This window comes from Achromobacter deleyi (genome assembly GCF_902859705.1).
Lineage (GTDB): Bacteria > Pseudomonadota > Gammaproteobacteria > Burkholderiales > Burkholderiaceae_B > Achromobacter > Achromobacter deleyi.
Map to the genome: position 1 here is coordinate 109539 of NZ_CADIJO010000005.1, position 25011 is coordinate 134549.

The following is a 25011-nucleotide window of genomic DNA, read 5'->3' on the forward strand; positions in this document are numbered from 1 at the left end:
GAGCCAGTATCCCGCGCCCGCCACTACGAAGCTGACTGGCGCCGCGAAGGTCGCCGCCAGGCCGCTCAAGTGCATCAGCACCAGGCCGCTGGCGGCGCCAGCGAACCAGGCGCCCAGCCCGCGGCGGTTATAGGCGCTGCCGCCCTCGGCCGCCGTCTGTGGCACGTTGCCGGCCGCCAGGATGTGCACCAATGCCACGGCCACCCACGCGACCACGAAAATGCCCTGGTAGGCCAGCGCCTGCAACAGGTAGGCGAACACGTCGAACAACATGAGCGCGTACGACACCGCGCCCACGATCACCGCCCACATCGCCTTGGACAGCCGGGCTCCGCCAAACCGTGCAAAGAAGGCCTGCATATTGATGGTGGCCAGGTAGTAGTTCGCGGTATTGATGCGGGTCTGCGTCACCCACACGAAAAACAGTCCGCCCAGGCCCATCAGCTTGAGCAGTGCCAGCACGACCGACACTTCGCTCAGCGCGCCATCGCCCGGAATGATGCTGACCAGGTAGATGCCGGCCACGCCGTTGAGCAGAAACGTCACCAGGTAGAACGGCATGCCGAAGTTGTAGCGGCCGTGATAGCGCATATCTTCGCGGCGGCCAAAGCGGGCATAGTCGAACGTGAACATCATCAGGACCCACACGCCCATGTAATAGACGTAGGCGTCCCACCAGCCCCCTGCCACCGGTCCACCGGACGGCCCGAATGCCAGCCAGGCATCGCTGTAGCCGTACTCGCGCGTGGCCATGACCACCGCCAACAGCAGGCCGCCCAGGTAGAACGGCAGCAACACGCCGTTGAACTTGTCTAGCCAGCGCTGCACGCTGCCGAAGATCAGCAGCACGCTGTAGATCACCACCAGCAACGCAAAGGCCCAGTATGGCACGGCCGGGAACATGTGGTGCGCGGCCACGGCCATCACCGACCCCTCGAACACTGCGTAGTAGATGGCCGTGGCGAAGAAGATCAAGGTGGCCAGCGCAGCGCCCGACGTCCCGAACACGCTGCGCGAGAACAGCGCCACCGATTGGCCGGTTCGGATGGCATAGCGCGAAATCACGCCATTGATGAGGCCATAGGAAACCACCGACAGCAGCATGCCGATGATAGCGTTGCGCGCGCCGTAATTGAGCGCCAGCGTGGCGCCGACCACGATATAGAAAATGGCGCTGCAAACTGCCCACCAGGCCATGGTGAGCGGAAATCGACCCATGCGGTCGGCGTCGGCCACGGTGGCCATGGAAGTATCCCGGTCCGAAGACGCGGCGCTGGAATTGAGGTTGGCCATGAAAGGCTCTCCTGACGTGCTGAAGAACCGCGAAACGCGGACGAGTACGGCGGTACGGCGTACAGCGGGTGAAACGCGCAAAGCACGGGCGCAAGAAGGCCCGTCCGGCCTGTCGGAACAGGCCGGAAGGAAAGCAGCGATCAATGGGAAAGCGAGGCGGGAATCAGCCCAACGCGGCGCGCAATCGCTCCAGGCTGGCGCGATAGTCCTTGCGCGCCTGCAGCGCCGTCTCGAGCGTGACGCGCTCGAAGCGGGCCTGCTGGTTCGGCTGCATCTGGCCGACCTTGTCGAGGTCGGCGCTGATGACGGTGCCGATCATGGCGTAGCCCCCGCCGGAAACGGCGTCCCGATGCAGGATGATGGGTTCCACACCGGCCGGCACCTGGATCGAGCCGATCGGGTAGCAGGCGTCCACGATATTGGACGGATCGGCGCCCGCGCCGAACGGCTGTTCGCGCGGCTGGAACTTGAGCGCGCGGCCCTTCTTGTAGCGATAGCCGATGCGGTCGGCTTCCGAAGTCACGCTCCAGCTGTCCTCGTAGAACGAGGCGGCCGACTCCGGCATCAGCCGATGGTCATACAGGCCCGGCACCACGCGCAGCACCTGTTCCTTGGGGCAAGCGACAGCCAATGCCGCCGGCAGCGCCCGGCCCGCCCGGGCACCGGGCGACGGCGGCCCCACCCGCAGGCGATCGCCCGCCTGCAGGCGGCGCCCCTCGAAACCGCCGATCGCCCCCAGCGTGTAGGTGGAGCGGCTGCCCAGCACCTCGGGCACGTCGATACCGCCGGCAACCGCCAGGCAGGCGCGGGCACCGGCCTGCACGAAGTCGAACGACAGCCGGGCGCCGGCCGGCACCGCCAGCGCGGTGTTGCAGGCCTGGGCCTGGCCATCGATCTTGGGCACCATGGTCGCGCCCGTCACCGCGATCAGCGCCGCACGCGTGAACCGCAGTTCGGGGCCCAGCAGCGTGCATTCCAGTACCGCCGCCCCCTCGGGGTTGCCCACCAGCAGATTGGCGGCGGCCAAAGCATACTGGTCCAGCGCCCCGGACGGCGGGATGCCCAGGTGGTAATGGCCCTGGCGGCCCCGATCCTGGACCGACGTCGCCAGCCCGGGCTTGATCACTTCGATGAGCGGTTCGTCATGCGGCATGGAGCGTCTCCAGAAGGCGGGTGTTGTACTGCGTCGGCGCAGCCATGAACTCGGCCAGCGAGAACGACACCGGACGAATATTGAGCAGGAAAGTGCCGGCCTCGACCTCGGCCTCTGCCGTGTCGTATTCGGCGCGGCTGATCGGCTTGAACTTGACGATGTCGCCAGGCCGGAAGAACACCATCGACTCGCGCAGATGCGCCTGGCGTTGGGCCGGCTCGAAGATCGGCGCCGGCGTCACGCCGAACATCTGGTAGCCGCCCGCGCCGCGCACCGAATAGATGCAGGCGAAGCAGCCGCCATGCCCCACGGTGTGCTTGGGCGTGTCGGTGCGGGGCCGCAGATATTTGGGCACCTCGATCTGGCGTTCCTGTTCGACCATCTGGAACATGAACGGCAGGCCGGCCACAAAGCCCACCATCGACACGAACCAGGGCGCCCCGGAATGCGCCGCGATGAAAGCGTCGACGCCGTCATAGCCGTTGATGCGCGCCGCGTACTCCAGATCGGTCGAACCCGCGTCCTGGTGACGTTCGCGAAAGCGCATCAGGGTCTCGTACGTCCAGGGGTCGTTGTACAGCACCGGCACCTCGATGACGCGGGTCTCCAGGCGCAGGTTGTCCAGGTCGATGCCGGCCTCGATCTCCCGCAGGATCTCCACCATGGCGGCGGGCGCGACCTGCTCGGGATCGTAGCGGATCTGGTACGAGGCATTGGCCGGGCAGATTTCGCTCACGCCCGGCACGGCGCGCTCGCGCAGGGCCCGCGTGATCGCCATGCCCTCGAAGAACGCGGCCAGCGACATGGACTCGCTGATCTCGGCGAAGATGAACTCATCGCCCCCATGGGTATAGCGCACCGTCATTGGGTTTCCTCCCGTTGCTGCATCCAGCTTTCCAGGTAATTCGTGTGATAGTCGCCCGCGACGACATCCGGGTCGGCCACCAGCGCGCGGTGCAGGGCCAGCGTCGAAGGCACCCCTTCGAATTCCGTCTCGTCCAGCGCCCGCGCCATCCGCGCCAGCGCACTGGCCCGGTCCTCGTCCCACACGATCAGCTTGGCCAGCAATGAATCGTAGTAAGGCGGCACCACGCTGCCGGCATAGACCATCGAATCGATGCGCACGCCCGGGCCTGCCGGCCACCGCACATGCGACACCGTGCCCGGGCCGGGCGCGAAATTGCGCGACGGGTCTTCCGCATTCAGGCGGCATTCGATGGCGGCGCCGCGCATCACGATGTCCGACTGCTTCAGGCGCAGCGGTTCGCCGTCGGCGATGCGCAGCATCTCGCGCACCAGGTCGATGCCCGTAATGGCTTCCGTGATCGGATGCTCGACCTGGATGCGCGTATTCATCTCGATGAAATAGAACTCTCCGCGCGTCTCGTCGTACTGGTATTCCAGCGTGCCGGCACCGCGATAGCCCACCGACTCGGTCAGGCGCAACGCCGACTCGCAAAGCGCCTGGCGCAAAGCGGGGCTGAGCGCGGGCGACGGCGCTTCCTCGAACACCTTCTGGCGCCGCCGCTGCAACGAGCATTCGCGTTCGAACAGGTGCACAGCGCGCTGGCCGTCGCCCAATACCTGCACCTCGATATGGCGGGCACGCGGCAGGTAGCGTTCCAGGTAGACGCCACCGTCGCCGAAGGCGGCGCGGGCCTCGGCCTGCGCCATGGGAATGGCCTCGCGCAGCGCGGCCTCGTCGGCCGCCACCCGGATACCGCGCCCGCCGCCGCCGGCCGACGCCTTGATCATCAAGGGGTAGCCGATCTGCGCCGCGTGGCTGAGCGCCTCGTCCAGCGAACCGACCACGCCCTCGCTGCCCGGCACGGTCGGCACCCCCGCCGCCTTGGCGCTGGCGCGCGCGGCGGCCTTGTCACCCATGCTGCGGATGGTGCGGGCGTCGGGGCCGACGAAAATCAACCCGGCATCGGTCACCGCCTGCGAGAAATCGGCGTTTTCGGCCAGGAAACCATACCCGGGATGAATCGCGTCCGCGCCGCTCTCGCGCGCCGCGTCCAGCAAGGCCTGCGCATTGAGATAGCTGCGCGACGCGTGGGCCGCGCCGATGTGCACGGCGCTGTCGGCCAGGCGCACCGCCAGGGCGCCGCGATCCGCGTCACTGTAGACCGCCACCGTGCGCATCCCCAACTCGCGCGCGGCGCGGATCACACGCACGGCGATCTCGCCGCGATTGGCCACCAGCAAGGTGTGGATGCGACGAGGCCGATAGAACGAAGGAATACCCATGCCTCAGCCCTCGATGCGCAACAGCGCCTGACCGGGTTCGACCGGTTCGCCATCGGCCACCAGGATCTCGCGCACCACCCCGCCCACTTCGGCCTCGATCTGGTTGAACTGCTTCATCACCTCGACAATGCCGATCACATCGCCGGGCCGCACGGTCGTACCCACCTCGACAAACGGCGCGGCATCCGGACTGGGGCGGTGATAGAAGGTGCCCGGCAGAGGGCTCTGGATCTCTTGCTGCGACATGGGGTTTTCTCCTTGGAATGGATGTGGAATTCGTAGTCCGCGTCAGGCCAGTTGCGGCGGTGCGATGCGAATGCCGTGGGCCTCGAGCCGGGCCCGCGTGGCCTGCACCAGCGCCAGGGCGCCGGGGGTATCGCTGTGGATGCAGACGGAATCGAACCCGATGGCGATGTCACGTCCCTCGACGGTGCGCACCTTGCCCTGGACGCAGGCGCGCAGCACCTTGTCGGCCACCTGCTGCGGATCCAGCGCTTGCGTGTACCGCGTGAACACGATCGAGCCGCTGGCGTCGTAATCCCGATCGGCATAGAACTCGCGCACCACGGGCACGCCCATTTCCCGCGCCACCTGGCAGGTCACGGACTGTTCCATGCAATACAGCATCAACGTCGGTTCCAGGTCGCGCAAAGTCTCCACCAGCCGACGCGACAGCGTTTCGTCCCGCGCGGCGCGCATGTACAACGCGCCATGCGGCTTCACATGCTGCAGACGCAGCCCATGCAGGCGGGCGAATTCGCGCAGCGCGCCCAACTGGTAGACGATGTCGTTGACCAGGCCCTCGGCGCTTTCGTTCAGGTCACGTCGGCCAAAGCCCACCAGATCACGAAACCCCGGATGCGCGCCGATGCCGATGCCGTGCTCGCGCGCCATCTTGACCATGCGGTTCATGATGTTGGGGTCCCCGGCATGAAATCCGGTGGCGATATTGGCCGAACTGATCAGTGGCATGATCGCGTCATCCACGTCGTCGCCGATCTTCCAGGGTCCAAATCCCTCGCCCATGTCGGAGTTCAGGTCTATCGTCGCCTTGGTCATGAAACAGGGTCCTCCTTTCTACCTGCGGGCCGATTGCCCGCGTCATGGCTGCACAGTAGCGAAGGCACCAAGGGATAAAAAGTTCTTTTTTTGGATCGATCTTTATCTGAATTTTCGATACCCCGTCTCATGCACCACATCAGGGCACTCGACGGATTCCTATGGGAATTCAGGGATTTCCCTGAAATCCCAGGCACGCTGATGGTGCGGATAAACAGATATCCTGTGGCTTCACTATCTATTAATCAGATAAGCCCGTCATGTCACTCACGCTTCGGCAACTCAAATATTTCGTCGCGGCTGCCGAACTGGGACAGATCTCGCAGGCGGCGATCCAGCTCGCCATTTCACAATCGGCCGTCACCACCGCGATCCGCGAGCTCGAAGACATCGTCGGTTCGCCCCTGTTCCTGCGTGGCGCCAACGGCGTCGCCCTGACCGAAACCGGCCGCGGTTTTCTCAACCACGCCTACAACATCCTGTCGTCGGTCGACGAGGCCTTGCGCATGCCCCGGGCCGACGCGCGCGAAAGCGGCCGCCTGCTGCTGGCGGCCTCGTACACCGTGATCGGCTACTTCCTTCCTTATCACCTGCAGCGCCTGTCGCAGCTCTACCCCAATCTGGATATCCAGCTGCACGAGCTCAACCGCAACGCCATCGAAGAAGGACTGATCGCGCACCGCTACGACATGGCGGTGCTGCTCACTTCCAACGTGGTGAATCCCGAACTGGCGGTAGAGCATTTCTTCGGTTCGCCACGGCGCCTGTGGGTGCCGGCACGCCATCCCCTCCTGGCGCGCGATACCGTCACGCTTGAGGACGTGGCGGAAGAACCCTTCATCATGCTCACCGTCGACGAGGCCGCCCACACCGCCCTGCGCTACTGGAGCGAAACGCCCTTCCGACCCGACGTGCGCCTGCGCACCTCGTCCGTCGAAGCGGTGCGCAGCACGGTCGCCAACGGCGGCGGCGTCGCGGTGCTGTCGGACATGGTCTATCGGCCCTGGTCATTGGAAGGCCGCCGCATCGAGACCATCCAGCTCAAAGACCCGATCCCGCCCATGAACGTCGGCCTGGCCTGGCGCAAGGGCACCGACATCTCCGGCCCCAGGCGCGTGCTGCGCGACTACTTCCGCCACGCCTATGCCTTGCCACGTGGGACGGATAGCGTGCGGGTCTGATACGGATTCAACCACTTGACGGAGAACGACATGAGCATCGACAGGCCTGCCACGGACGACAGCGCAAGTGCAGAACAGCTATTCCACGACGCCACCAAACGAAGCGCCCTGCAAGCCATCTTGCGCGGCGTGGAGAGCTTCCAGATTCCCACGTCGATCGACTGGCCCGCCGCCCGGCAGCACTTCCCCGACAACGACGGCCAATGGAAATTCTCGGCCGTTCTGATCGCCATCGTGCCGCGGCCCGAGCCGACGATCCTGCTTACGCAACGTTCGTCAGGTCTCAGTGAATACTCATCGCACGTCAGCTTTCCGGGCGGTCGCCCCGAGGCGGCCGACAGCACTGTCGGCGCCACCGCCCTGCGCGAAGCCTTCGAAGAAATCCGCCTGGCTCCCAACGCTGTGCGCTTGATCGGCTGCTTGCCGCTGCACAAGACCCGCAAGCGCAATCACGCCATTTTTCCGGTCGTCGGCATCACCTCGGAAAGTGCGCGCTGGGAAGTATCTCCGGCGGAAGTCGAATCGATCTTCGAGTTCCCTTTCAACGCACTGCTCAACCCGGATCTGCTTCGTCAATACGTCGACGGTGAACGCGCCGGCGCCTGGTATTGGGCCGAACAGCAACACGATATCTGGGGCGTCACCGCGCTTATCTTGAAATCGCTGGCGGCGTTGGCATCCGCGCGCGAATAGCATCCACGGCAGTTGCAGTCTTCATCCATCGTCCCTACCTCTGCGAATCCGCAAAAAGATGGCCTGCACAGACAAGCTCCACGAATTCGATGACACGGGCTTTGACAGCCCCCGGCGCTATTTCGCAGCCGCCGCCATCCTGATCGGCGTCTTCATGTCGGCGCTGGATAGTTCCATCGTCAACATTGCCCTGCCCACCATCGCGATCGACCTGGACGTCGATGCCGCCGAGGTCATCTGGGTGGCCAATGCCTACCAGGTCGCCAGTGCGGCCATCATGCTGACTTGCGCATCCCTGGGTTCACGGATCGGCGAAAGGCAGTTCTACACGCTGGGACTGATCCTGTTCACCATCGCCTCGCTCGGTTGCGGCCTGGCTCCCTCATACCCGGCCCTGGTGGCCTTGCGAATACTGCAAGGCATCAGCTACGCCGTACTCATCAGCGTGGGCTACGGCCTTTACCGCGTCATCTTTCCGCCCGCGTCCTTGGGCACCGTGTTCGGCCTGAACGCACTGGTGTTTGCGGTGGGCACCGCCCTGGGCCCCACACTGGGAGGCCTCATCGTCTCGTATGCCTCGTGGCCCTGGCTGTTCTACATCAACATTCCCTTCGGGGTCGCCGCCATCGTATTCTCGATCATGGCGCTGGGAGGGGACAGCCACAAGGAGCAAGGATTCGACCTGCCGGGCGCCATCACCTCTGCCGTAGCCTTCGGCCTGTTCGTGCTTGCCGTCGATCAGATTGGCAGATGGGCTAACAGCACCGTGATCACACTGGGCGTCGTCTCGGTTCTGTTGATGCTGCTGTTCGCGTTTGGCCAGACCCAGGCCAGGCACCCGCTTCTGCCTTTGGACATTTTCCGGTCACGCCGCTATTCCTTTGCGGTCCTGATCTCCATCACGATGTTCGTGTCCCAGGGCATGGCGCTCGTCGCCTTACCCTTCGTGCTGCAGACCCGTTATGGCTACAGCGCGCTGGAATCCGCACTTGTCTTTACCCCCTGGCCCATCGCCGTCGCGCTGTGCGCACCTATTGCCGGCCGCTTGGCAAACCGCTTGAATGCCACACAGGTATCAAGCATCGGCGTGTTGGCGTTTTGCACCGGACTCGGCTCACTTGCCTTGCTACCGGAGCAGCCTTCGGTCGAGAGCATCATCTGGCGCGTCGCCCTGTGCGGCATGGGCTATGGCTTCTTCCTGCCGCCCAACAACAAGGAAATGTTCGCCAACGCCGCCAAGAACCGCACCGCCACGGCATCGGGCGTGCTGTCTACGGCCAGGACCACCGGCCAATCCCTGGGCGCGGCGCTGGTGGCCGTCGTGATTGCATTGGTGGGCGGCCCACTGGCCAACGACAACGGAGCAAGCCGCGCAAGCACGACTGCCGATGGTCAATTTGCCGTCGTCGTCTTCACGCTCGCCAGCGTCATTGCCGCGTTGTCATTCCTGGCCAGCCTGGCGCGGGTGTACCGGCAGCGTGGCGAGTGAATGACAGTGTTCGCAATGCTCAATCGAACCGCCCGAAAATGTGGCTGCCGTGCGCATACGCGTCGTTGGCGCGGCTTGGGCCCACAGCACGACACGTGCTCTTGGTAGAGGTCATGGCACGTGCTCTTGGTATCCATCGTTGCGCGAGCTTTTGTCACGACTTTTGCGCGCAAAATGAAAAGGGGGTTAGTGATTTTCATCACTAACCCCCTTAGGGTATTGCTGGTCGGGACGGCGGGATTCGAACTCGCGACCCCTTGCACCCCATGCAAGTGCGCTACCAGGCTGCGCTACGCCCCGAAAGAAAAAGAGTATAGCAGAACAAAAAATTGTTTGCACGCATTGGTGCAAAAAAAGTGCTGAATACTCAAAAAAATTTGCGTCCCCTGCGCGATGCCTGCATCACCTGCCTGCAGGTCTCGCGCACAAGACGCAAGGGTCCAGATGTCGTGCTTGAAAAAAGTTCGTGCTTGCTTGAAGCGCGCCGCGCATCAAGCCTGTGCAGTGCTGCTGGCGCTTGCGGCCGGCGTGCCCAGCGCTTCACCGAGCATCGTCGACACGTTGCCCAGCTCGTTGCGCAAGGCTTGCATCTCGGCGCCGGTCAGGCGCACGGCGGCGTCTTGATCGTGCGGCGTATCGCGTGCATCGCCCAGGCGATTGCGCGCACCGCTGATCGTGAAGCCCTGCTCGTACAGCAACGACCGGATGCGGCGGATCAGCAGAACTTCGTGGTGCTGATAGTAGCGGCGGTTGCCGCGCCGCTTGACCGGCTTGAGCTGCGTGAATTCCTGTTCCCAGTACCGCAAGACATGAGGCTTGACGCCACACAGGTCGCTGACTTCACCGATGGTGAAATAGCGCTTGGCGGGAATGGGCGGTAGGGTTACGGTGGATTCAGTACGTGTCATAAGAGAATTTTATGCCGCGCGGAAGTCGAGTGCCGATAACAATTACCGACAAAGCGTATCACTCCTCGGCGTCGGGCGCCGTGGGAGTGGCCTGCTCGACCACGCTCTTGAGTTTCTGGCTGGCGTGGAACGTGACCACGCGGCGGGCGGCGATGGGTATGGTCTCGCCGGTCTTGGGATTGCGGCCGGGGCGCGGCGGTTTGTCGCGCACCTGGAAGTTTCCGAAGCCCGAAAGCTTGACGGAATCGCCGCGCGCCAAGGCGTCGCGGATTTCCTCGAAGAACGTGTCGACGATGTCCTTGGCTTCGCGTTTGTTCAGGCCGACCCGCTCAAAGAGCAGTTCGGCCAGCTCGGCCTTGGTCAGGGTGCGCGGCTCGGCAAGCATACTGTTCCCCATGGTTCAAGCACGCTGGCGCGCGCCGTGGGCACTGACCAAAGCGTCTTTGATGCGTGCCAGGCAATCGGCCACCCGGGCTTCGTCCAGTGTGACTTCAGTGTCCTGTAGCCAGAAACGGAACGCAAGGCTTTTTTCGGCCACGGGCTGGTCGCCCTGGGCCTTCTCGCGCCACACGTCGAACAGGCGCACGTCCTGCACCACCGCCAGTTGCGGATCGGCCTTGACGGCGGCAGCGACGGTGTCCAGCATCGATTGCGCGGTGACCGGCGCATCGACCCACAGGGCCAGATCGCGCACCACCACGGGCTGGCGCGACAGCTCGCGCACCTGCGGCAACTCGCCTTCGGACAGTGCAGCCACGTCGACTTCGAACACGACCGGCGCGTGCGCCAGGTCGGCTTGCTGGGCCAGGCGCGGGTGCAATTCACCGATCCAGCCGACCTGCTGGCCGTCCAGTTCGATGCGGGCGCTGCGGCCCGGATGCAGCGCCGGGTAGGCGGCGGCCTCGAAGCGCAGGCGGCTGCCGCGCGCGCCGAAGAGCGCCTGCACGTCCGTCTTCACGTCGTAGAAATCCACCTGGCGCGTGGGCACGCCCCATTGTTCTTCGACCACCGGGCCCCAGGCAGCGCCGGCCAGCTTCAGGGGCTGGCGCACGCCGGCCACGGCCAGCGGGCCGTCTTCGGCCGCAGCATCGCGCACGAAAACGCGGCCCAGCTCGAACAGGCGCACGCGCGTCTGCTTGCGGTTGGCGTTGTGGCGGATGTTGGCGACCAGGCTGGCGATCAGGCTGGAACGCATCACCGACAGATGGCTGGCGATGGGGTTGACCAGCTTGACCGGCGTGTCGTTGCCCGCGTAGTCGCGTTCCCAGTCGGCTTCGACGAAGCTGTAGTTCACGACTTCCTGGTAGTCCTGCGCAGCGGCCAGGCGGCGCAGCGCGTGGGCGCCGCGGCGCACTTCCGGCTGCGAGAACATCTTGGCGCGCGCCATCGGCGGCACGGTGGGAATGTTCTCGAAGCCGTAGATGCGAGCCACTTCCTCGATCAGGTCTTCTTCGATTACCAGATCGAAACGGTACGACGGCGGCGTGACGATGAAGTCATCGCCTTCGACCGTGAATTCCAGGCCCAGGCTGTTGAAGATCTTGGCCACGTCGGCTTGCGTGACGGGCACGCCCAGCACGCGGTGGCAACGCGCCAGGCGCATGCGCACCGGCTCGCGCTTGGGCAGGTTGACGATCTGGTCGTCCAGCGGACCGGCCTGGCCGCCGCAGATGTCGACGATCAGGCGCGTGATGAATTCAATGTGCTGCGGGATCGTGGCGTAGTCCACGCCGCGCTCGCCGCGGTGGCTGGCTTCAGAGCTGAACTTGAAGCGGCGCGCGCGGCCGGCCAGCGATTGCGGCCACCAGAACGCGGCTTCCAGATAGATGTTGGTCGTGTCCAGCGTGACCGACGTGGCTTCGCCGCCCATGATGCCGGCCAGGCTTTCGACCTGGTCGCCCGCCACCACCACGCCTACCTTGGCGTCCAGCGTGACGGTCTGGCCGTTCAGCAGTTCAAGGGTCTCGCCTTCGCGGGCCCAACGCACCGACAGGTCGCCGTGGATCTTGTCCAGATCGAACACGTGCGAGGGGCGGCCCAGTTCCAGCATGACGTAGTTGGAGATGTCGACCAGCGCCGACACCGAACGCTGACCGGCGCGCTCAAGGCGCGTCTTCATCCATTCCGGGGTCTCTGCGCGGGCATTCACGCCGCGGATCACGCGGCCGCCGAAACGGCCGCACAGATCAGGGGCTTCGACCTTGACGGGCAGCACTTCGTCCAGCGTCACCGGCACGGCCTTGGCCGTGGGCACCGACAGCGGCGCGCCGGTCAGGGCGGCGACTTCGCGCGCCACGCCCAGGATCGAGAGGCAGTCGGCACGGTTGGGCGTCATCTTCAGCGTGAAGAGCGTGTCGTCCAGGTCCAGCACGTCGCGGATCGACTGGCCCGGCACGAAGTCGGCCGGCAGTTCCAACAGGCCGCCGTGGTCTTGCGACAGGCCCAGTTCGCGGGCCGAGCACAGCATGCCCGACGATTGCACGCCGCGCATCTTGGCCACGCCGATCTTCATGCCGCCGGGCAGTTCCGCACCCACGCGGGCCAGCGGCACTTTCAGGCCGGCGGCCGCGTTGGGCGCGCCGCAGACGATCGTCAGCAGCGTGCCCGAACCGTCGTCCACTTGGCAGACGCGCAGCTTGTCGGCATCGGGATGCGGAGCGATCTCGACGATGTGGCCCACCACCACGCCGCTGAACGCGGGTGCGGCCGGCACGGTGTCTTCGACTTCCAGGCCGGCCATGGTGAGCCGGTGCGCGAGTTCGTCGGTTGCGATCGGGGGATTGACCAGCGTACGCAGCCAGGATTCGGGAAATTGCATGATCAGCCGTCTTTATTCGTTGAACTGGCGCAGGAAGCGCAAATCGCCTTCGTAGAACTGGCGCAGGTCGTTGACGCCATAGCGCAGCATCGTCAGGCGCTCAAGGCCGGAACCGAAGGCAAAGCCGATGTAGCGCTCGGGGTCCAGGCCGAAGTTGCGCACCACTTGGGGATGCACCTGGCCCGAACCGGAGATCTCCAGCCAGCGGCCACGATTGGGCCCCGACGTGAACATCATGTCGATTTCGGCGGACGGTTCGGTGAACGGGAAGAACGACGGGCGGAAACGCACGACGAGGTCGTCGCTTTCGAAGAAGCAACGCAGGAAATCGGTGTACACGCCCTTCAGGTCGGCGAACGAAATGTCTTCGGCGATCCAGAGCCCTTCCACCTGGTGGAACATGGGCGAGTGCGTGGCGTCGCTGTCGACGCGATAGGTGCGCCCCGGCGCGATGACCTTGATGGGCGGCTTGTGCATGCGGGCATAACGCACCTGCATGGGGCTGGTGTGCGTGCGCAGCAACAGCGGCAGGCCGTCAGCGTCTTTCATGTCGACGTAGAACGTGTCCTGCATCGAACGCGCCGGATGGTCCAGCGGATTGTTCAGCGCGGTAAAATTGGTCCAGTCGTTTTCCACTTCGGGGCCGTCGGCCACATCGAAGCCAATGGAGCGGAAGATCTCTTCGACGCGTTCCCAGGTCCGGATCACCGGATGGATGCCGCCCGGCACGCGGCCGCGGCCCGGAAGCGATACGTCAATGGTTTCGGAAGCCAGTCGGGCGTCCAGTTCGGCCTGCGCCAACGCGGCGCGGCGCAGATTCAGGAGCTCTTCGACCTTTTGCTTGGCCTGATTGATCCGGGCGCCCATGTCGCGCTTCTGCTCGGGATCGAGCTTGCCCAAGCCTTTGAGCAGCACCGTCAGCGCGCCATCCTTGCCCAGGAAGCGGGCCTTTGCATTTTCGAGCGCGGCGGCGTCCGTGGCCGCGGCGAAGCGTTCTTGCGCCTGGGAAACCAGGTCGTCAACCGATTGAGTCATGAAATCCAGCCTTCAAAACGCAAACGGGGCCATTACAGCCCCGTTTGCAGCGATGCGCGATGAGTTAAAGCGCGCGATCAGGCAGCCAAGGCAGCCTTGGCTTGCTGCACGATGGCGGCAAAGCCGGCCTTGTCGCGCACGGCCAGATCGGCCAGGACCTTGCGGTCGAGTTCGATGGCAGCCTTCTTCAGACCAGCGATGAACACGCTGTAGCTGACGCCGTGTTCGCGGACGGCAGCGTTGATACGCGTGATCCACAGCGCGCGGAACGTGCGCTTCTTGTTACGACGGTCGCGGTAGGCGTATTGGCCAGCGCGCATGACGGCTTGCTTGGCAATACGGAACACATTACCGCGGCGGCCACGGTAACCCTTGGCGGCGGAAATGACTTTCTTGTGACGTGCGCGGGCAGTAACGCCGCGTTTGACGCGAGGCATAGTAGATCTCCCTTAGATCAAGCGAAAGGCATCATGGCCTTGACGGAGGCCACGTTGGTTTCATGGACCGCAGCCGAACCGCGCAGCTGGCGCTTGTTCTTGGTGGTCTTCTTGGTCAGGATGTGACGCTTGAACGCCTGACCACGCTTGATGGATCCGCTGCCGCGAACCTTAAAGCGCTTTGCGGCGCTTTTCTTGGTTTTCATCTTGGGCATGATGATTCCCTAAACTAAACACTGATTGTTGATTTACATGACGCGAGGTGCTTGGCGCAAGGCGGTTGGCGGTCTGTCCGCACCCGGCATCGCTGCCTGGGGAACACGCTACCTACACCATTGCGGCAAAACTTTAGGACCTCTTGCCACTTCTTGGGGGGGTACTGCTTGGGGTACTGCTTGGGGTACTGCTTAGATACTGCTTGGGGTACTACGCTTTTTCCCGCTTTTTCCAAACATTCCAGACAAAAAAGATAGCCTGGATCCGGGAAAGCCTTTGATTATATGGTGATTTCCCAGGTTTTGTCGAGCCGGTTGGCAGGTCGGCGCGGCGCCCTGCCTGCGCCAGGGGGACGGAACCCGTCCGAACAGGCGCTCTAGCACGGGAAACGGGCCATCATACGCCCGGCCGGCGGTACTGCACCGCCTGGGCGACATGGCTGGCGCCCAGCATGTCCTGCCCGTCCAGATCGGCGATCGTCCTGGCCACCCGCAGGGCCCGGTGCATGGCCCGCCCCGACCCCGCCAGGCGACGCATGGCCTGTAAGAGCAGGTCGCGGGCGTCGGCCTGCAGCGGACAGTGGCATTCCAGTTCGGCCCCCGCCAGCCCGGCATTGGGTTTGCCCTGGCGCGCATGCTGGCGCTCGCGGCAGCGCGCCACCCGCTCGCGCACCGGCTCGGACGGCTCGCCCGGCGGCCCCTGCATGCATTCCAGGTCAGAGGGCGGCAATGCCACATGCAGGTCGATCCGGTCCAGCAAGGGACCGGATATCTTGCCCGTGTAGCGCGCGACCTGGTCGGGCGTGCAGGTGCAGGCCCTGCGCGGATGGCCCCGCCAGCCGCAAGGGCACGGGTTCATCGCCGCTACCAACTGGAACCGCGCGGGAAACTGCGCCGTATGCAGGGCACGGGCGATGATCACCCTGCCCGTTTCCAGCGGCTCACGCAGCGCTTCCAGCGTACGGCGGCTGAATTCCGGCAATTCGTCCAGGAACAGCACGCCGTGATGCGCCAGGCTGATTTCCCCAGGGCGCGGCCGACCGCCCCCACCTACCAGGGCCATGGCGGACGCCGAATGGTGCGGCGCCCGGAACGACGGCGTGCCCATCCTGGCATCGGGCACGCCCGCCAACGCCGCAATGGCGGCGGCCTCCAGCGCCTGGCGCCGCGTCAGCGGCGGCAACAGGCCGGGCAAGCGCGCGGCCAGCATGCTCTTGCCCGCCCCCGGCGGCCCGACCATCAGCAAGCTATGGCCGCCCGCCGCGGCAACCTCCAGCGCCCGCCGCGCCCCCGGCTGCCCTCGCACATCGGACAGGCACGGCCCCGGCGGGGCATCCGGCCACGCCAGCGGAATCGCGTCGGGCAAGCGGCCATGTCCGGCCACATGCGCCGCCACATCCGCCAGGCTGCGGGCCGACAGCACCCGCAGCCCCTCCACCCACGCCGCCTGTTCGGCGCTACCGGCAGGCAGGATCAAGGTAGCGCCGGGAGATTCCTGCGCCACGCTCAATGCAATGACCAGGGCCGCGGCAACCGGCACCAGCGCGCCGGTCAGCGACAGTTCCCCCGCCAGCACCACTCCGGCCAGCAACGGGTCGGGCGCAACTCCGGCGTTGCCATCCGATGCTGGCGCCGCCAATTGGCCCGTCGCCAACAGCAACCCCAACGCAATGGGCAGATCGAAACGGCCGGATTCCTTGGGCAGATCCGCCGGCGACAGATTGACGGTGATGCGGCCCGCAGGAAAATTGAAGCCGCTGTTGATGATGGCCGCCCGCACGCGCTCGCGGCTTTCACGCACCTCGGTGTCGGGCAGCCCCACCACGTTGAAACTGGGCAGGCCCGGCCCCAGGTGCGTCTCGACCCGCACCGCATGGGCATGCAGGCCGCTGAGGGTACGGCTGGCAATAACGGCAAGGGTCAAGGCGGTCTCCGGTTGCGATCGAAAACCAGTATGCCCAAAACAAAAACGGCCGCATCAGCGGCCGTGGCAAAAGTGTCCCTGGCTGGTGGGGTGCCCGGCCTCGGACGGAAGACACGTCTTGTCCGGTGCTGTCAGCACATTGGTAAAACTGGGAAAAATGGAAATAATGGAAAAAAAAGCATAAGCTGAAGACTCGGATGCCTGAAGAGATCACTATGGGACCAATCCTACGGAAGCCACCCACCACAACCGACGACGTCCGGGCTATCGTCAACGGCAGTTATTCAGGCGATCCCCACGAGGTTATCAAGCGCATGGCATCCACCCTGGCCAAGGAACTATCGCCCCTGCGGAAATCCGGCCGCACAGACGACCTGCTGCACGTCATCGTGCGGCAGCTAGAAGCCTGGCTCGTCAACGAAAAAGCTCCTGTCGGCGAAAAGCCCCCCGCTCTACCCGTTGCCCTGTGGTCTCCCGCAGAAGTGCTCGCCCGGCAAAAACTGAGCGCGTTGACGACCTTGTATCGGTACGACAAGGACGGCAGGCTCTATTGCGTCGTGCCATCGACGAAAAAGAACGGGCGCGCGTTCCCCGCCTGGCAATTCGTTGAACCCGTTCCCAAGCTTCTGCAAACCGTCATTGCCGCATTGCGAGGGGTCTTGCAGTTCGAAATCCACGCATTTTTCGTGACCGAGCAGGAAGACCTCAATGCGCTCTCTCCCGCCGAAATGCTGGCGGGACTACCCTTCGAAAATCGCGCAAACATATCGATCGCACAGCAGCGGCTTCTGTCGCTCGCCACCGCGCAGCGGCTGCAACGCGTCCTTGAACTTGCCAGACAAGCGGGAACAGGCATGCGCGACTAAGCCGCCATAGCATGCCAGTCGACTCACAGGGCTCCGATCAACCGCCGCCCCATTTGATAGCGCGGGTTCCTTCCATCAAGGCCTTGTATGCTGCACTCAGGCATTCGGCTGCATCACTAGCCGCCCACACGGCGGTGTATCGCACTGCCGGTGATCCGAAGTATTTGCTCCCCGAGACCTTTCACAACGCCTATCGATTCGGCCCGCCAAGAGAACTGCGCCTGCAGCACGGCGCCCTGCCTTACGCCTGGTTTTATGTTGCGCTGGACGTGCCTACCGCGATATGGGAAGGCCGCTTTGCTCGAAACGACGCCACTCGCGCAGGTCAGTTCTACCTGGACCCGTCTGCCGTAAAGACTGGGGTCGTCGGCCAGATTGCCTTTGGCCGCGACCTGCGCCTCTGGAAACTGGCAGGAGAAGCCTGCGCCAAACTCGGAATCCAAGACACCATCTCGTCAAGCGATTACGAGGCCTGCCACTGGATTGGCCATCGTCTGCGAAAGGCAATGCTTGACTGCGATTGCGCCTTGATGCCAGACGGCATCATCTACCAGTCCCGACAAATGCGGGGGCACCAAGCGATTGCACTTCGAAGCGAATTGCTGCCCGAACTACGAACGATCGCCAACGTCCGCCACGAGCGATTCACGGCGACCGCCGCCTATGCCGCATTAATCGCAGACCCGTTATACGGGCCACCGCCAAATCGGACTGTGCCCATGCTCGCCTTCCCAGGCGCCAGTCCAAAATAACGGTCGCGAGTCCTTGGACTCCAAAACAAAAACGGCCGCATCAGCGGCCGTGGCAAAAGGGTCCCTCGGACAGCCTACTTGTCCAGGGCGGACAAGCGGGTTTCCAGTTGCTCGACCGTCGCGGCCAGTTGGTCCACGCGGGCACGGGTGCGCGCCAGCAGGTCGGCCTGGACGTCGAATTCCTCGCGGGTGACCAGATCCAGCTTCGAGAACGCCTGCGTCATCATGGCGCGCACGTTGCGTTCGACGTCCGCGGCGGGGCTGCGGGCGATCAGGTCGGAAATGTTCTTCTGGATGTCTTCCATCCATTGGGTGCGATTGTTCATAGCGGCCTCACGGTGTTCTTGGTGCCTCAAGTGTAGTGCTTTCCCCGCCCCTGCCGCTGGCAAAAAAAAGGGCGGGCCGCATGCGGTGACCGCCCATCAAAGCACAGGAGAAAACCGGGCCGCCTTGGGGGCAGCCCCCTACCAACATCGTTACGGGCAGCCCATCTGTGTCGCGGATTGCGCGAACAGGTCGGCCGACTGCTTGCACTGCGCGGCCAGCTGCGTCTTGTCGCTGATCGTGGCCCACTGCGTCTTGGCGGCGTCCAGCTGCTGCTTGAAGCTGGCTGCGGCCGGGTTGGAAGCGCCCAGCTTGTCCATGCACGCGCTGACCTTGCTCAGGTAGGCGTCGCACTCCGCGGGCAGGCCGGCGGTGGCGCCCGCGGCAGGTGCGGGCGTGGTGGTGGCGGGCGGCGTGGTGGCAGCGGGCGGCGTGCCAGGGGTGGTGGTGCTAGGAGCCGGGGTGGTCGATGCCGCGGGCGGCGCGGCCTTTTCGTCGCTCTTGTTGCAGCCGGCCAGTACGGCCAGCGCGGCAGTCAGCGCCAGCACGCCAAGGGTCTTGCGTTGGATCGTCATCATTCCTCTTTCCTTTCTTGCTTTTTGTATGTAAGAGCCGCAACGCCGGAACCCCTTGCTGCGGCCCGATCAAGCCCACCAAGCGTCATGAGCTGGATTCGATTCTTCTTCAGCCTACCTTTGGCAACAAGCTTATGCGTGTAAACCCTCGTATCACGCCCCGCCCCCTTTTTTGCACCTCTTGCGATTCGCTTTCAGCCTGCTGAAAAAGAGCGCATCGCCGCGCGAAGCCCGGCCAGCAACGATCCGCGGCCGACCCGAGATTTCGCCCCAAGCCGATGCAGGGATTTGCAAGCCCTACAAAGCGCAACCCCAGCGGCATCAACTGGCAACAAATGGCGGTAGGGACACATATTCCGTTGCATTCCTCACCATCACGGCGCCATGCACCGATTTGAGGCTGACGCACGGTGCATGGCGCACTATATTGGTGCAAACAGGCACAACAAACGCGCCTGACCGGGCGCCCTACGGGCACCGCAGCCCATGGCATGGAATTTGCTTGAATGACGAGGCCAAGTGCAACCATGAGAGGAAATGCCATGAAACTCATCATCGCCATCATCAAGCCATTCAAGCTCGACGAAGTGCGGGTGGCTCTATCCGGAATCGGCGTCCAGGGCCTCACTGTTACTGAAGTGAAAGGGTTCGGGCGCCAGAAGGGCCACACCGAACTCTATCGGGGCGCGGAATACGCGGTCGACTTCCTGCCCAAGCTGCGAGTCGAAGCCGCCGTGCCCGACCACCTGGTCGATCAGGTCATCGAAGCCATCGAACAAGCCGCCCGCACCGGCAAGATCGGCGACGGCAAGATCTTTGCCGCCCCCCTTGAACAAGTGATCCGCATCCGGACGGGCGAAGCCGGCGAAGCTGCACTGTAGACAAATAAGAAAGACTCATTGGAGCCTGAAAATGGATAAAGCAGATATCTCCTGGTTGCTCGTCTCTACCCTCCTCGTATTGATGATGGCCGTACCCGGTCTGGCGATGTTCTATGGCGGCCTGGTACGCAGCAAGAATGTGCTGTCGGTGCTGCTGCAAGTGTTGTGCACGTTCGTGCTGGGCCTGGTCCTCTGGTTCATCTACGGTTACTCGCTTGCCTTCACGGAAGGCAACGCGTTCTTCGGCGGCCTCTCGCGCGCCTTCTTCTCTGGCATGTTCACCCCGGCCGACGGCAAGTACGCCATGTCGAATTCGCTGACCGAGCTGCTGTTCGCCTCGTTCCAGGCGACGTTCGCAGGCATCACCTGCGCGCTGATCGTCGGCAGCTTCGCCGAACGCGCCCGCTTCTCGGCGGTGCTGGTGTTCACGGTGATCTGGTTCACGTTTGCCTACATCCCCATCGCGCACATGGTGTGGTTCGCCTCTGAAACGGCCCCGGGCCTGCTGAACGCCAAGGGCGCGCTGGACTTTGCCGGTGGCACCGTGGTGCACATCAATGCCGGCGTGGCCGGCCTGGTGGGCGCCTACGTGGTGGGCAAGCGCGTGGGCTACGGCCGCGAAGCGATGCAGCCGCACAATCTGCCGATGACGTTCGTGGGCGCCGCCCTGCTGTGGGTGGGCTGGTTCGGCTTCAACGCCGGCTCGGCGCTGGCCGCCAACGAGAATGCGACGCTGGCCTTCTTCAACACCATGATCGCCACCGCGGGCGCCGTGCTGTCCTGGCTGTTCACCGAATGGGCCATCAAGGGCAAGCCGTCCATGCTGGGCGCTGCGTCCGGCGCCATCGCCGGCCTGGTGGGCATCACCCCGGCTGCCGGCCTGGTCGGCCCGGTGGGCGCACTGATCATCGGCGTGATCGCCGGCATCGTCTGCGTCTGGGGCGTCAACGGCCTGAAGCGCCTGCTGCGTGCCGATGATGCGCTGGATGTGTTCGGCGTACACGGCGTGGGCGGCATCGTCGGCGCCCTGCTGACGGGCGTGTTCAATGCGCAGGTCCTGGGCGGCCCCGGCCTGGCGGAGCCCGGCATGATCCTGGGCCAGCTGTGGGTGCAGCTTGAAGGCGTGCTGATCACCATCGTCTGGTCTGGCGTGGTGGCCTGGATTGCCTACAAGATCGCCAACGCCCTGTGCGGCCTGCGCGTGCCGGAAGACCAGGAACGCGAAGGCCTGGACGTCACCAGCCACGGCGAATCGGCCTATCACAGCTGATCCCGCCGATGCACATCCCGCCCGCGCCGACAGGCCGGGCGGCGCTCCCAGCCCCCTCTTGCAGGGGGCTTTTTCATGGCCGAAAAAAAGCCCGTCACGCGACGGGCTTGGGCTGAGCAAGGGTCCGGACGGCCTCAGGCCAGGTCCAGGGTATCCAGGTCCACCGGCAAGGCGCGGTTCAGCGCGCTGGCCACCTTGACCCGCAGCGCGTTGGTGTGGGCGCGCCGGACTTCCCGCTTCACATCCAGCAATTGCTGCGGATGCATCGAGAATTCGGTCAGCCCCAGGCCCAGCAACAAGCGGGTCATGCGCGAGTCGCCGGCCATTTCGCCGCAGACGGCCACGGGCTTGCCCGCGCGTTCACCGGCATTGATGGTGTGCGCGACCAGACGCAGCACGGCGGGATGCAGCGGATCGTAAAGCGCGGCAACGTCGTGGTCGCCGCGGTCAATGGCCAGGGTGTACTGGATCAGGTCGTTCGTGCCGATGGACAGGAAATCCAGCGCCTGGGCAAAGGGTTCGATCGCGATGGCGATCGCGGGCACTTCGACCATGGCGCCCACTTCCATGTGCGGCGCGTAGGCCTGCCCCCGCGCATCGAGCTCGCGCCGGGCCGATTCGATGGCCGCGCGCGTGGCCACGACTTCATGCATGTGCGCGATCATGGGAATCAAGAGGCGCACCGGCCCATGGGCCGACGCCCGCAGGATGGCGCGCAACTGCGTGGCGAACATTTCCGGACGCGCCAGGCAGTAGCGGATGGCTCGCTGCCCCAGGGCTGGATTGGTGGCCACCGTGGCCTCGCCGTCCAGCGTCTTGTCCGAGCCGATATCCAGCGTGCGGATGGTGACCGGACGGCCCGCCATCACTTTCACCACCGAGGAATAAGCCTCGTACTGTTCTTCTTCACCCGGCAGGTCAGGTCGGCCCATGAACAGGAATTCGCTGCGGAACAGGCCGATACCGTGCGCACCCGAGGCCAGCGCCAGCGCGGCTTCTTCGGGCAGTTCGATATTGGCGTGCAGCACGATGTCGATGCCGTCCAGCGTGACGGAAGGCTCGTCGCGCAGCAAGCTGAGTTCGGCCCGTTCGTCGGCGTAGGCGGCCTGGCGGCGGCGGTATTCCTGCAGGATGCGGTCCGACGGGTTGACCACCACGGCACCAGCGGCGCCGTCGATGATCAGCATGTCGCCGTCGCGCACCAGCTCGCGCACATTGCCCATGGCCACCACGGCCGGCACGCCCATGCTGCGCGCCACGATCGCCGTATGCGAGGTCGGGCCGCCCAGGTCGGTCACGAAGGCGGCAAACCGCCCTCCCCGCAGGCGCAGCATGTCGGCCGGCGAAATATCGTGCGCCACCACCACCAGTGCGTCGTCGCCGCCCATGTGCGACATATCCGGCAGGATGGCGGAGGTGCCGGACAGCACGTGCAGCACCCGTTCGATGACCTGGCGCACGTCGGCGCCGCGTTCGCGCAGGTATTCGTCTTCCATCGCGTCGAACTGCTGGCCCAGGATCTGGCCCTGGGTGGTCAGCGCCCATTCGGCGTTGTAGTGACGCTCGGCGATCAGGGCCAGGGTCTGCTCGGCCAGCAGCGGGTCGCCCAGCAGCAGGCTATGCACGTTCAGCATGGCGCCCAGCTCGCGCGGCGCGTCGGCCGGCAAGGTGTCGGCCAACAGCCGCAATTCCTGCTGCGCCGAGTCCAGCGCCTCGGTCAGGCGGCGGCTTTCGGCGGGGATGTCTTCAGGGGAAATGCGGTAATGCGCGACTTCCAGCGCCGCCGCCCCCATGACCACCGCGCGGCCGATGGCATAACCACGCGCCACGCCCTTGCCGTACAAACAAATGACGGGGCTGGCAGCGCCAGCCCCGTCATGGACCTGAGCCGCGGCAGCGGCCGCGGACATGCCGGCCCGGGCGTTGCCCGGACCGGCGGATTCGGAAGCGCTGCTATTCCTGTTCACCGAATTTGCTGTCGAACAGAGTTTCAATTTCGGAAAGGGCCTGGTCGGCATCGTTGCCGGAAGCCTCGAGCTTGACGGTCACGCCCAATCCGGCGGCCAGCATCATGACGCCCATGATGCTCTTGGCATTCACGCGTTGCGCGCCGCGGGAAATGAAGATCTCGCTCGAGAACTTGCTGGCCAGCTGCGTCAGTTTGGCGGCCGCCCGCGCATGCAAACCCAGTTTATTGCTGATGACGATGTCTGTATTAGGCATAGGAAATATCATGACCGCGGTGGCAAGCCGCAGTGGTGGTTGCAGCAAAAGGTCGAACCGCCCATCGGCTTGAAATATTAGCCGACATAATAGGGCAAATTCCCGCCCGTCAGTCTACACGCAAGACGCCCTGAACCCCGCCGGCCAGCGCTTTTTCGCGGGTCTCGGCCAGGGTCAGGTTGCGGTAGGTCAGCGCCCGCAGCAGCATGGGGGTATTGAGCCCCGCCAGGACACAGCACTGGATGCCCTGCGCCTGGGCGTCGGCCACGGCCCGCTTGGAGATATTGGCCGGCGTGGCGCCGATCAGGTCGGTCAGCACCAGAACGCCGCCGCCGTGGTCTTGCTCGAGGATATCCTTGAGCACGGCGGGCGCCTGGTCGTCCGGCCGGTCTTCGGGCTGGATGTCGTGAATGGCCAGCATGCCGTCAAGGTTGCCCATGACGTGGCTGGCGCATTCGCGCATGGCTGCGCCCAGGGGCGCATGCACGACGATGACAATACCCGTGGTCATGACGGTTTCCGGATCAGGCCGCAGCCGGCGCGGCGGCCACGGCTTTTTCGAGCGCCGTGACGAACATGCCGGCGACGTCGAAGCCGGTCTGTTCGGCGATTTCCACGAAACACGTCGGGCTGGTGACGTTGACCTCGGTGACGTAGTCGCCGATGACGTCCAGACCGACCAGCAGCAGGCCGCGCGCGGCCAGCTTGGGCGCCACGGCCTCGGCGATCTCGCGATCGCGCGGGGACAATTCCTGGGCCACGCCACGGCCGCCGGCGGCCAGGTTGCCGCGCGTTTCACCGGCCAGCGGGATGCGCGCCAGCGAATACGGCACCGGTTCGCCGCCGATCAGCAGGATGCGCTTGTCGCCCTTGACGATTTCAGGGATGTAACGCTGCGCCATGATGGTGCGCGCGCCGTTGTCGGTGAGCGTTTCCAGGATGGCGTTCAGGTTGGGGTCCTTGGGCTGCAGGCGGAACACGCCCGTGCCGCCCATGCCGTCCAGCGGCTTGACGATCACGTCGTGGTGCGTGTCGTGGAAAGCCTTCAGGCGCGCCATGTTGCGCGTCACCAGCGTCGGGGCGGTGAATTCGCTGATTTCGGTGATGGCCAGCTTTTCGGGATGGTTGCGGATCGCCGCGCCGCTGTTGAACACGTGGGCGCCTTGGGCCTGGGCGTATTCGAGCAGATGCGTGGAATACACGTATTCCATGTCGAAAGGCGGGTCTTTGCGCATGACGACCGCGCCGAAATCGGCCAGCGGCAGGTCACGGGCAGCGCCTTCGCGCCACCAGTCATGGCCGTGCAGGTCGGCGTCGGCCACCAATTCGATGGGCGTGGTGACGGCCTTGACCGTGCCGGTTTCGATGTAAAGGTCGCCCTGCATGGCCACGCTGAGCGTATGGCCGCGCGCGACCAGCGCACGCATCATGGCGACAGAACTGTCCTTGTACGCTTTCAAGAGCGGCAAGGGATCCAAAACGAACAAAACATGCATCGCGACACCCCGAACGTACGCCGCCTTCCCTTTCGGGAAGGCGGCTATCTATGACATCGTAGCGCAGAGCCGCCCAATAAGCGAACCCGCCGAACACGGTATGGACGGCGGGTCGCGAGGGGGAGCGGCAGGGGCCGACCCGGTAGGGATGAGCCTGTCGGGAAGGCTC

25 protein-coding genes, 1 tRNA gene and 1 pseudogene are annotated in these 25011 nt (G+C 64.7%); 7 read left to right on the plus strand and 20 right to left on the minus strand.

The window, feature by feature from the left end:
* Window positions 1-6 precede the first annotated feature (6 nt).
* The 6 genes and pseudogenes from HV798_RS09500 to HV798_RS09525 all read right to left on the minus strand — a co-directional run.
* Window positions 7-1293: pseudogene (locus tag HV798_RS09500) on the minus strand (purine-cytosine permease family protein); the annotation flags it as partial.
* A gap of 163 nt (window positions 1294-1456) precedes the next feature.
* Window positions 1457-2446, minus strand: a complete 990-nt coding sequence (locus HV798_RS09505) for a 5-oxoprolinase subunit C family protein (protein ID WP_175192561.1) — start codon at window positions 2444-2446, stop codon at window positions 1457-1459.
* Complete coding sequence (locus tag HV798_RS09510) at window positions 2436-3311, minus strand: 5-oxoprolinase subunit B family protein (protein ID WP_175192562.1); 876 nt, start codon at window positions 3309-3311, stop codon at window positions 2436-2438. Before HV798_RS09510 ends, HV798_RS09505 begins: the two co-directional genes overlap by 11 nt.
* On the minus strand, window positions 3308-4696 hold the full coding sequence (locus tag HV798_RS09515; protein WP_175216353.1) for an acetyl-CoA carboxylase biotin carboxylase subunit: 1389 nt from the start codon (window positions 4694-4696) through the stop codon (window positions 3308-3310). The genes HV798_RS09510 and HV798_RS09515 overlap by 4 nt, the downstream gene beginning before the upstream one ends.
* Window positions 4697-4699: 3 nt before the next feature.
* Window positions 4700-4942 (minus strand): acetyl-CoA carboxylase, encoded by a 243-nt coding sequence (locus HV798_RS09520; protein WP_025135365.1) that lies wholly within the window; start codon window positions 4940-4942, stop codon window positions 4700-4702.
* A 42-nt stretch (window positions 4943-4984) separates the two neighbouring features.
* Window positions 4985-5755, minus strand: a complete 771-nt coding sequence (locus tag HV798_RS09525; protein ID WP_175192564.1) for a 5-oxoprolinase subunit PxpA — start codon at window positions 5753-5755, stop codon at window positions 4985-4987.
* 260 nt (window positions 5756-6015) lie between these two features.
* Between HV798_RS09525 and HV798_RS09530 the strand changes: the two genes are divergently transcribed.
* From HV798_RS09530 to HV798_RS09540, 3 genes are read left to right on the plus strand one after another with little or no spacing between them, the layout of a single operon-like run.
* Complete coding sequence (locus HV798_RS09530) at window positions 6016-6936, plus strand: LysR family transcriptional regulator (RefSeq protein ID WP_175192565.1); 921 nt, start codon at window positions 6016-6018, stop codon at window positions 6934-6936.
* Window positions 6937-6966: 30 nt separating this feature from the next.
* Window positions 6967-7629, plus strand: coding sequence for an NUDIX hydrolase (locus HV798_RS09535; RefSeq protein WP_175192566.1), 663 nt, complete (start codon window positions 6967-6969; stop codon window positions 7627-7629).
* 58 nt (window positions 7630-7687) lie between these two features.
* Window positions 7688-9118 (plus strand): DHA2 family efflux MFS transporter permease subunit, encoded by a 1431-nt coding sequence (locus HV798_RS09540; protein ID WP_175192567.1) that lies wholly within the window; start codon window positions 7688-7690, stop codon window positions 9116-9118.
* A gap of 223 nt (window positions 9119-9341) precedes the next feature.
* Here HV798_RS09540 and HV798_RS09545 read toward each other — a convergent pair.
* The 8 genes from HV798_RS09545 to HV798_RS09580 all read right to left on the minus strand — a co-directional run bounded on the left by HV798_RS09545 (window position 9342) and on the right by HV798_RS09580 (window position 16455).
* Window positions 9342-9418, minus strand: a tRNA-Pro gene (locus tag HV798_RS09545).
* 191 nt (window positions 9419-9609) lie between these two features.
* Window positions 9610-10026 carry a MerR family transcriptional regulator gene (locus HV798_RS09550; RefSeq protein ID WP_025135361.1) on the minus strand — a complete coding sequence of 139 codons (417 nt, stop codon included), beginning with the start codon at window positions 10024-10026 and terminating at the stop codon, window positions 9610-9612.
* A gap of 58 nt (window positions 10027-10084) precedes the next feature.
* A complete protein-coding gene (locus HV798_RS09555; protein WP_025135360.1) occupies window positions 10085-10423 on the minus strand; it encodes an integration host factor subunit alpha in 339 nt (112 codons plus the stop codon).
* Between the two features lie 3 nt (window positions 10424-10426).
* Complete coding sequence (gene pheT, locus HV798_RS09560; protein ID WP_175192568.1) at window positions 10427-12844, minus strand: phenylalanine--tRNA ligase subunit beta; 2418 nt, start codon at window positions 12842-12844, stop codon at window positions 10427-10429.
* A 12-nt stretch (window positions 12845-12856) separates the two neighbouring features.
* Entirely contained in the window at window positions 12857-13879 is a 1023-nt protein-coding gene (gene pheS, locus HV798_RS09565; RefSeq protein ID WP_006387999.1) for a phenylalanine--tRNA ligase subunit alpha, read from the minus strand.
* 77 nt (window positions 13880-13956) lie between these two features.
* Window positions 13957-14316, minus strand: a complete 360-nt coding sequence (rplT, locus tag HV798_RS09570; RefSeq protein ID WP_006387998.1) for a 50S ribosomal protein L20 — start codon at window positions 14314-14316, stop codon at window positions 13957-13959.
* A gap of 17 nt (window positions 14317-14333) precedes the next feature.
* Window positions 14334-14531, minus strand: a complete 198-nt coding sequence (gene rpmI, locus HV798_RS09575) for a 50S ribosomal protein L35 (RefSeq protein WP_003812834.1) — start codon at window positions 14529-14531, stop codon at window positions 14334-14336.
* A 397-nt stretch (window positions 14532-14928) separates the two neighbouring features.
* Window positions 14929-16455, minus strand: a complete 1527-nt coding sequence (locus HV798_RS09580; RefSeq protein WP_175192569.1) for a YifB family Mg chelatase-like AAA ATPase — start codon at window positions 16453-16455, stop codon at window positions 14929-14931.
* Between the two features lie 197 nt (window positions 16456-16652).
* Between HV798_RS09580 and HV798_RS09585 the strand changes: the two genes are divergently transcribed.
* Window positions 16653-17321, plus strand: coding sequence for a hypothetical protein (locus tag HV798_RS09585; protein ID WP_175192570.1), 669 nt, complete (start codon window positions 16653-16655; stop codon window positions 17319-17321).
* An 11-nt stretch (window positions 17322-17332) separates the two neighbouring features.
* Window positions 17333-18073, plus strand: coding sequence for an RES domain-containing protein (locus tag HV798_RS09590; RefSeq protein ID WP_175192571.1), 741 nt, complete (start codon window positions 17333-17335; stop codon window positions 18071-18073).
* A gap of 74 nt (window positions 18074-18147) precedes the next feature.
* Here HV798_RS09590 and HV798_RS09595 read toward each other — a convergent pair whose 3' ends face one another.
* Both HV798_RS09595 and HV798_RS09600 read right to left on the minus strand, forming a co-directional pair.
* Window positions 18148-18399 carry an accessory factor UbiK family protein gene (locus HV798_RS09595; protein WP_025135357.1) on the minus strand — a complete coding sequence of 84 codons (252 nt, stop codon included), beginning with the start codon at window positions 18397-18399 and terminating at the stop codon, window positions 18148-18150.
* Between the two features lie 150 nt (window positions 18400-18549).
* Window positions 18550-18975 carry a DUF5339 family protein gene (locus HV798_RS09600; protein ID WP_175192572.1) on the minus strand — a complete coding sequence of 142 codons (426 nt, stop codon included), beginning with the start codon at window positions 18973-18975 and terminating at the stop codon, window positions 18550-18552.
* 539 nt (window positions 18976-19514) lie between these two features.
* Here HV798_RS09600 and HV798_RS09605 point away from each other — a divergent pair.
* Window positions 19515-19853: a P-II family nitrogen regulator gene (locus HV798_RS09605; RefSeq protein ID WP_006218735.1), complete on the plus strand. Its 339-nt coding sequence runs from the start codon at window positions 19515-19517 to the stop codon at window positions 19851-19853.
* 31 nt (window positions 19854-19884) lie between these two features.
* Window positions 19885-21123, plus strand: coding sequence for an ammonium transporter (gene amt, locus HV798_RS09610; protein ID WP_025135355.1), 1239 nt, complete (start codon window positions 19885-19887; stop codon window positions 21121-21123).
* Window positions 21124-21257: 134 nt separating this feature from the next.
* On the opposite strand, the gene ptsP is transcribed toward amt, so the two are convergent.
* The 4 genes from ptsP to gshB form a co-directional block, all read right to left on the minus strand.
* A complete protein-coding gene (ptsP, locus tag HV798_RS09615) occupies window positions 21258-23033 on the minus strand; it encodes a phosphoenolpyruvate--protein phosphotransferase (RefSeq protein WP_281360820.1) in 1776 nt (591 codons plus the stop codon).
* A 43-nt stretch (window positions 23034-23076) separates the two neighbouring features.
* Window positions 23077-23346 carry an HPr family phosphocarrier protein gene (locus HV798_RS09620; protein ID WP_025135351.1) on the minus strand — a complete coding sequence of 90 codons (270 nt, stop codon included), beginning with the start codon at window positions 23344-23346 and terminating at the stop codon, window positions 23077-23079.
* A gap of 109 nt (window positions 23347-23455) precedes the next feature.
* The gene (locus HV798_RS09625; RefSeq protein ID WP_025135350.1) at window positions 23456-23857 is read right to left on the minus strand and encodes a PTS sugar transporter subunit IIA; all 402 of its coding nucleotides are present in this window, start codon (window positions 23855-23857) and stop codon (window positions 23456-23458) included.
* A 13-nt stretch (window positions 23858-23870) separates the two neighbouring features.
* Window positions 23871-24842 (minus strand): glutathione synthase, encoded by a 972-nt coding sequence (gene gshB, locus HV798_RS09630; RefSeq protein WP_025135349.1) that lies wholly within the window; start codon window positions 24840-24842, stop codon window positions 23871-23873.
* Window positions 24843-25011: the final 169 nt, after the last annotated feature.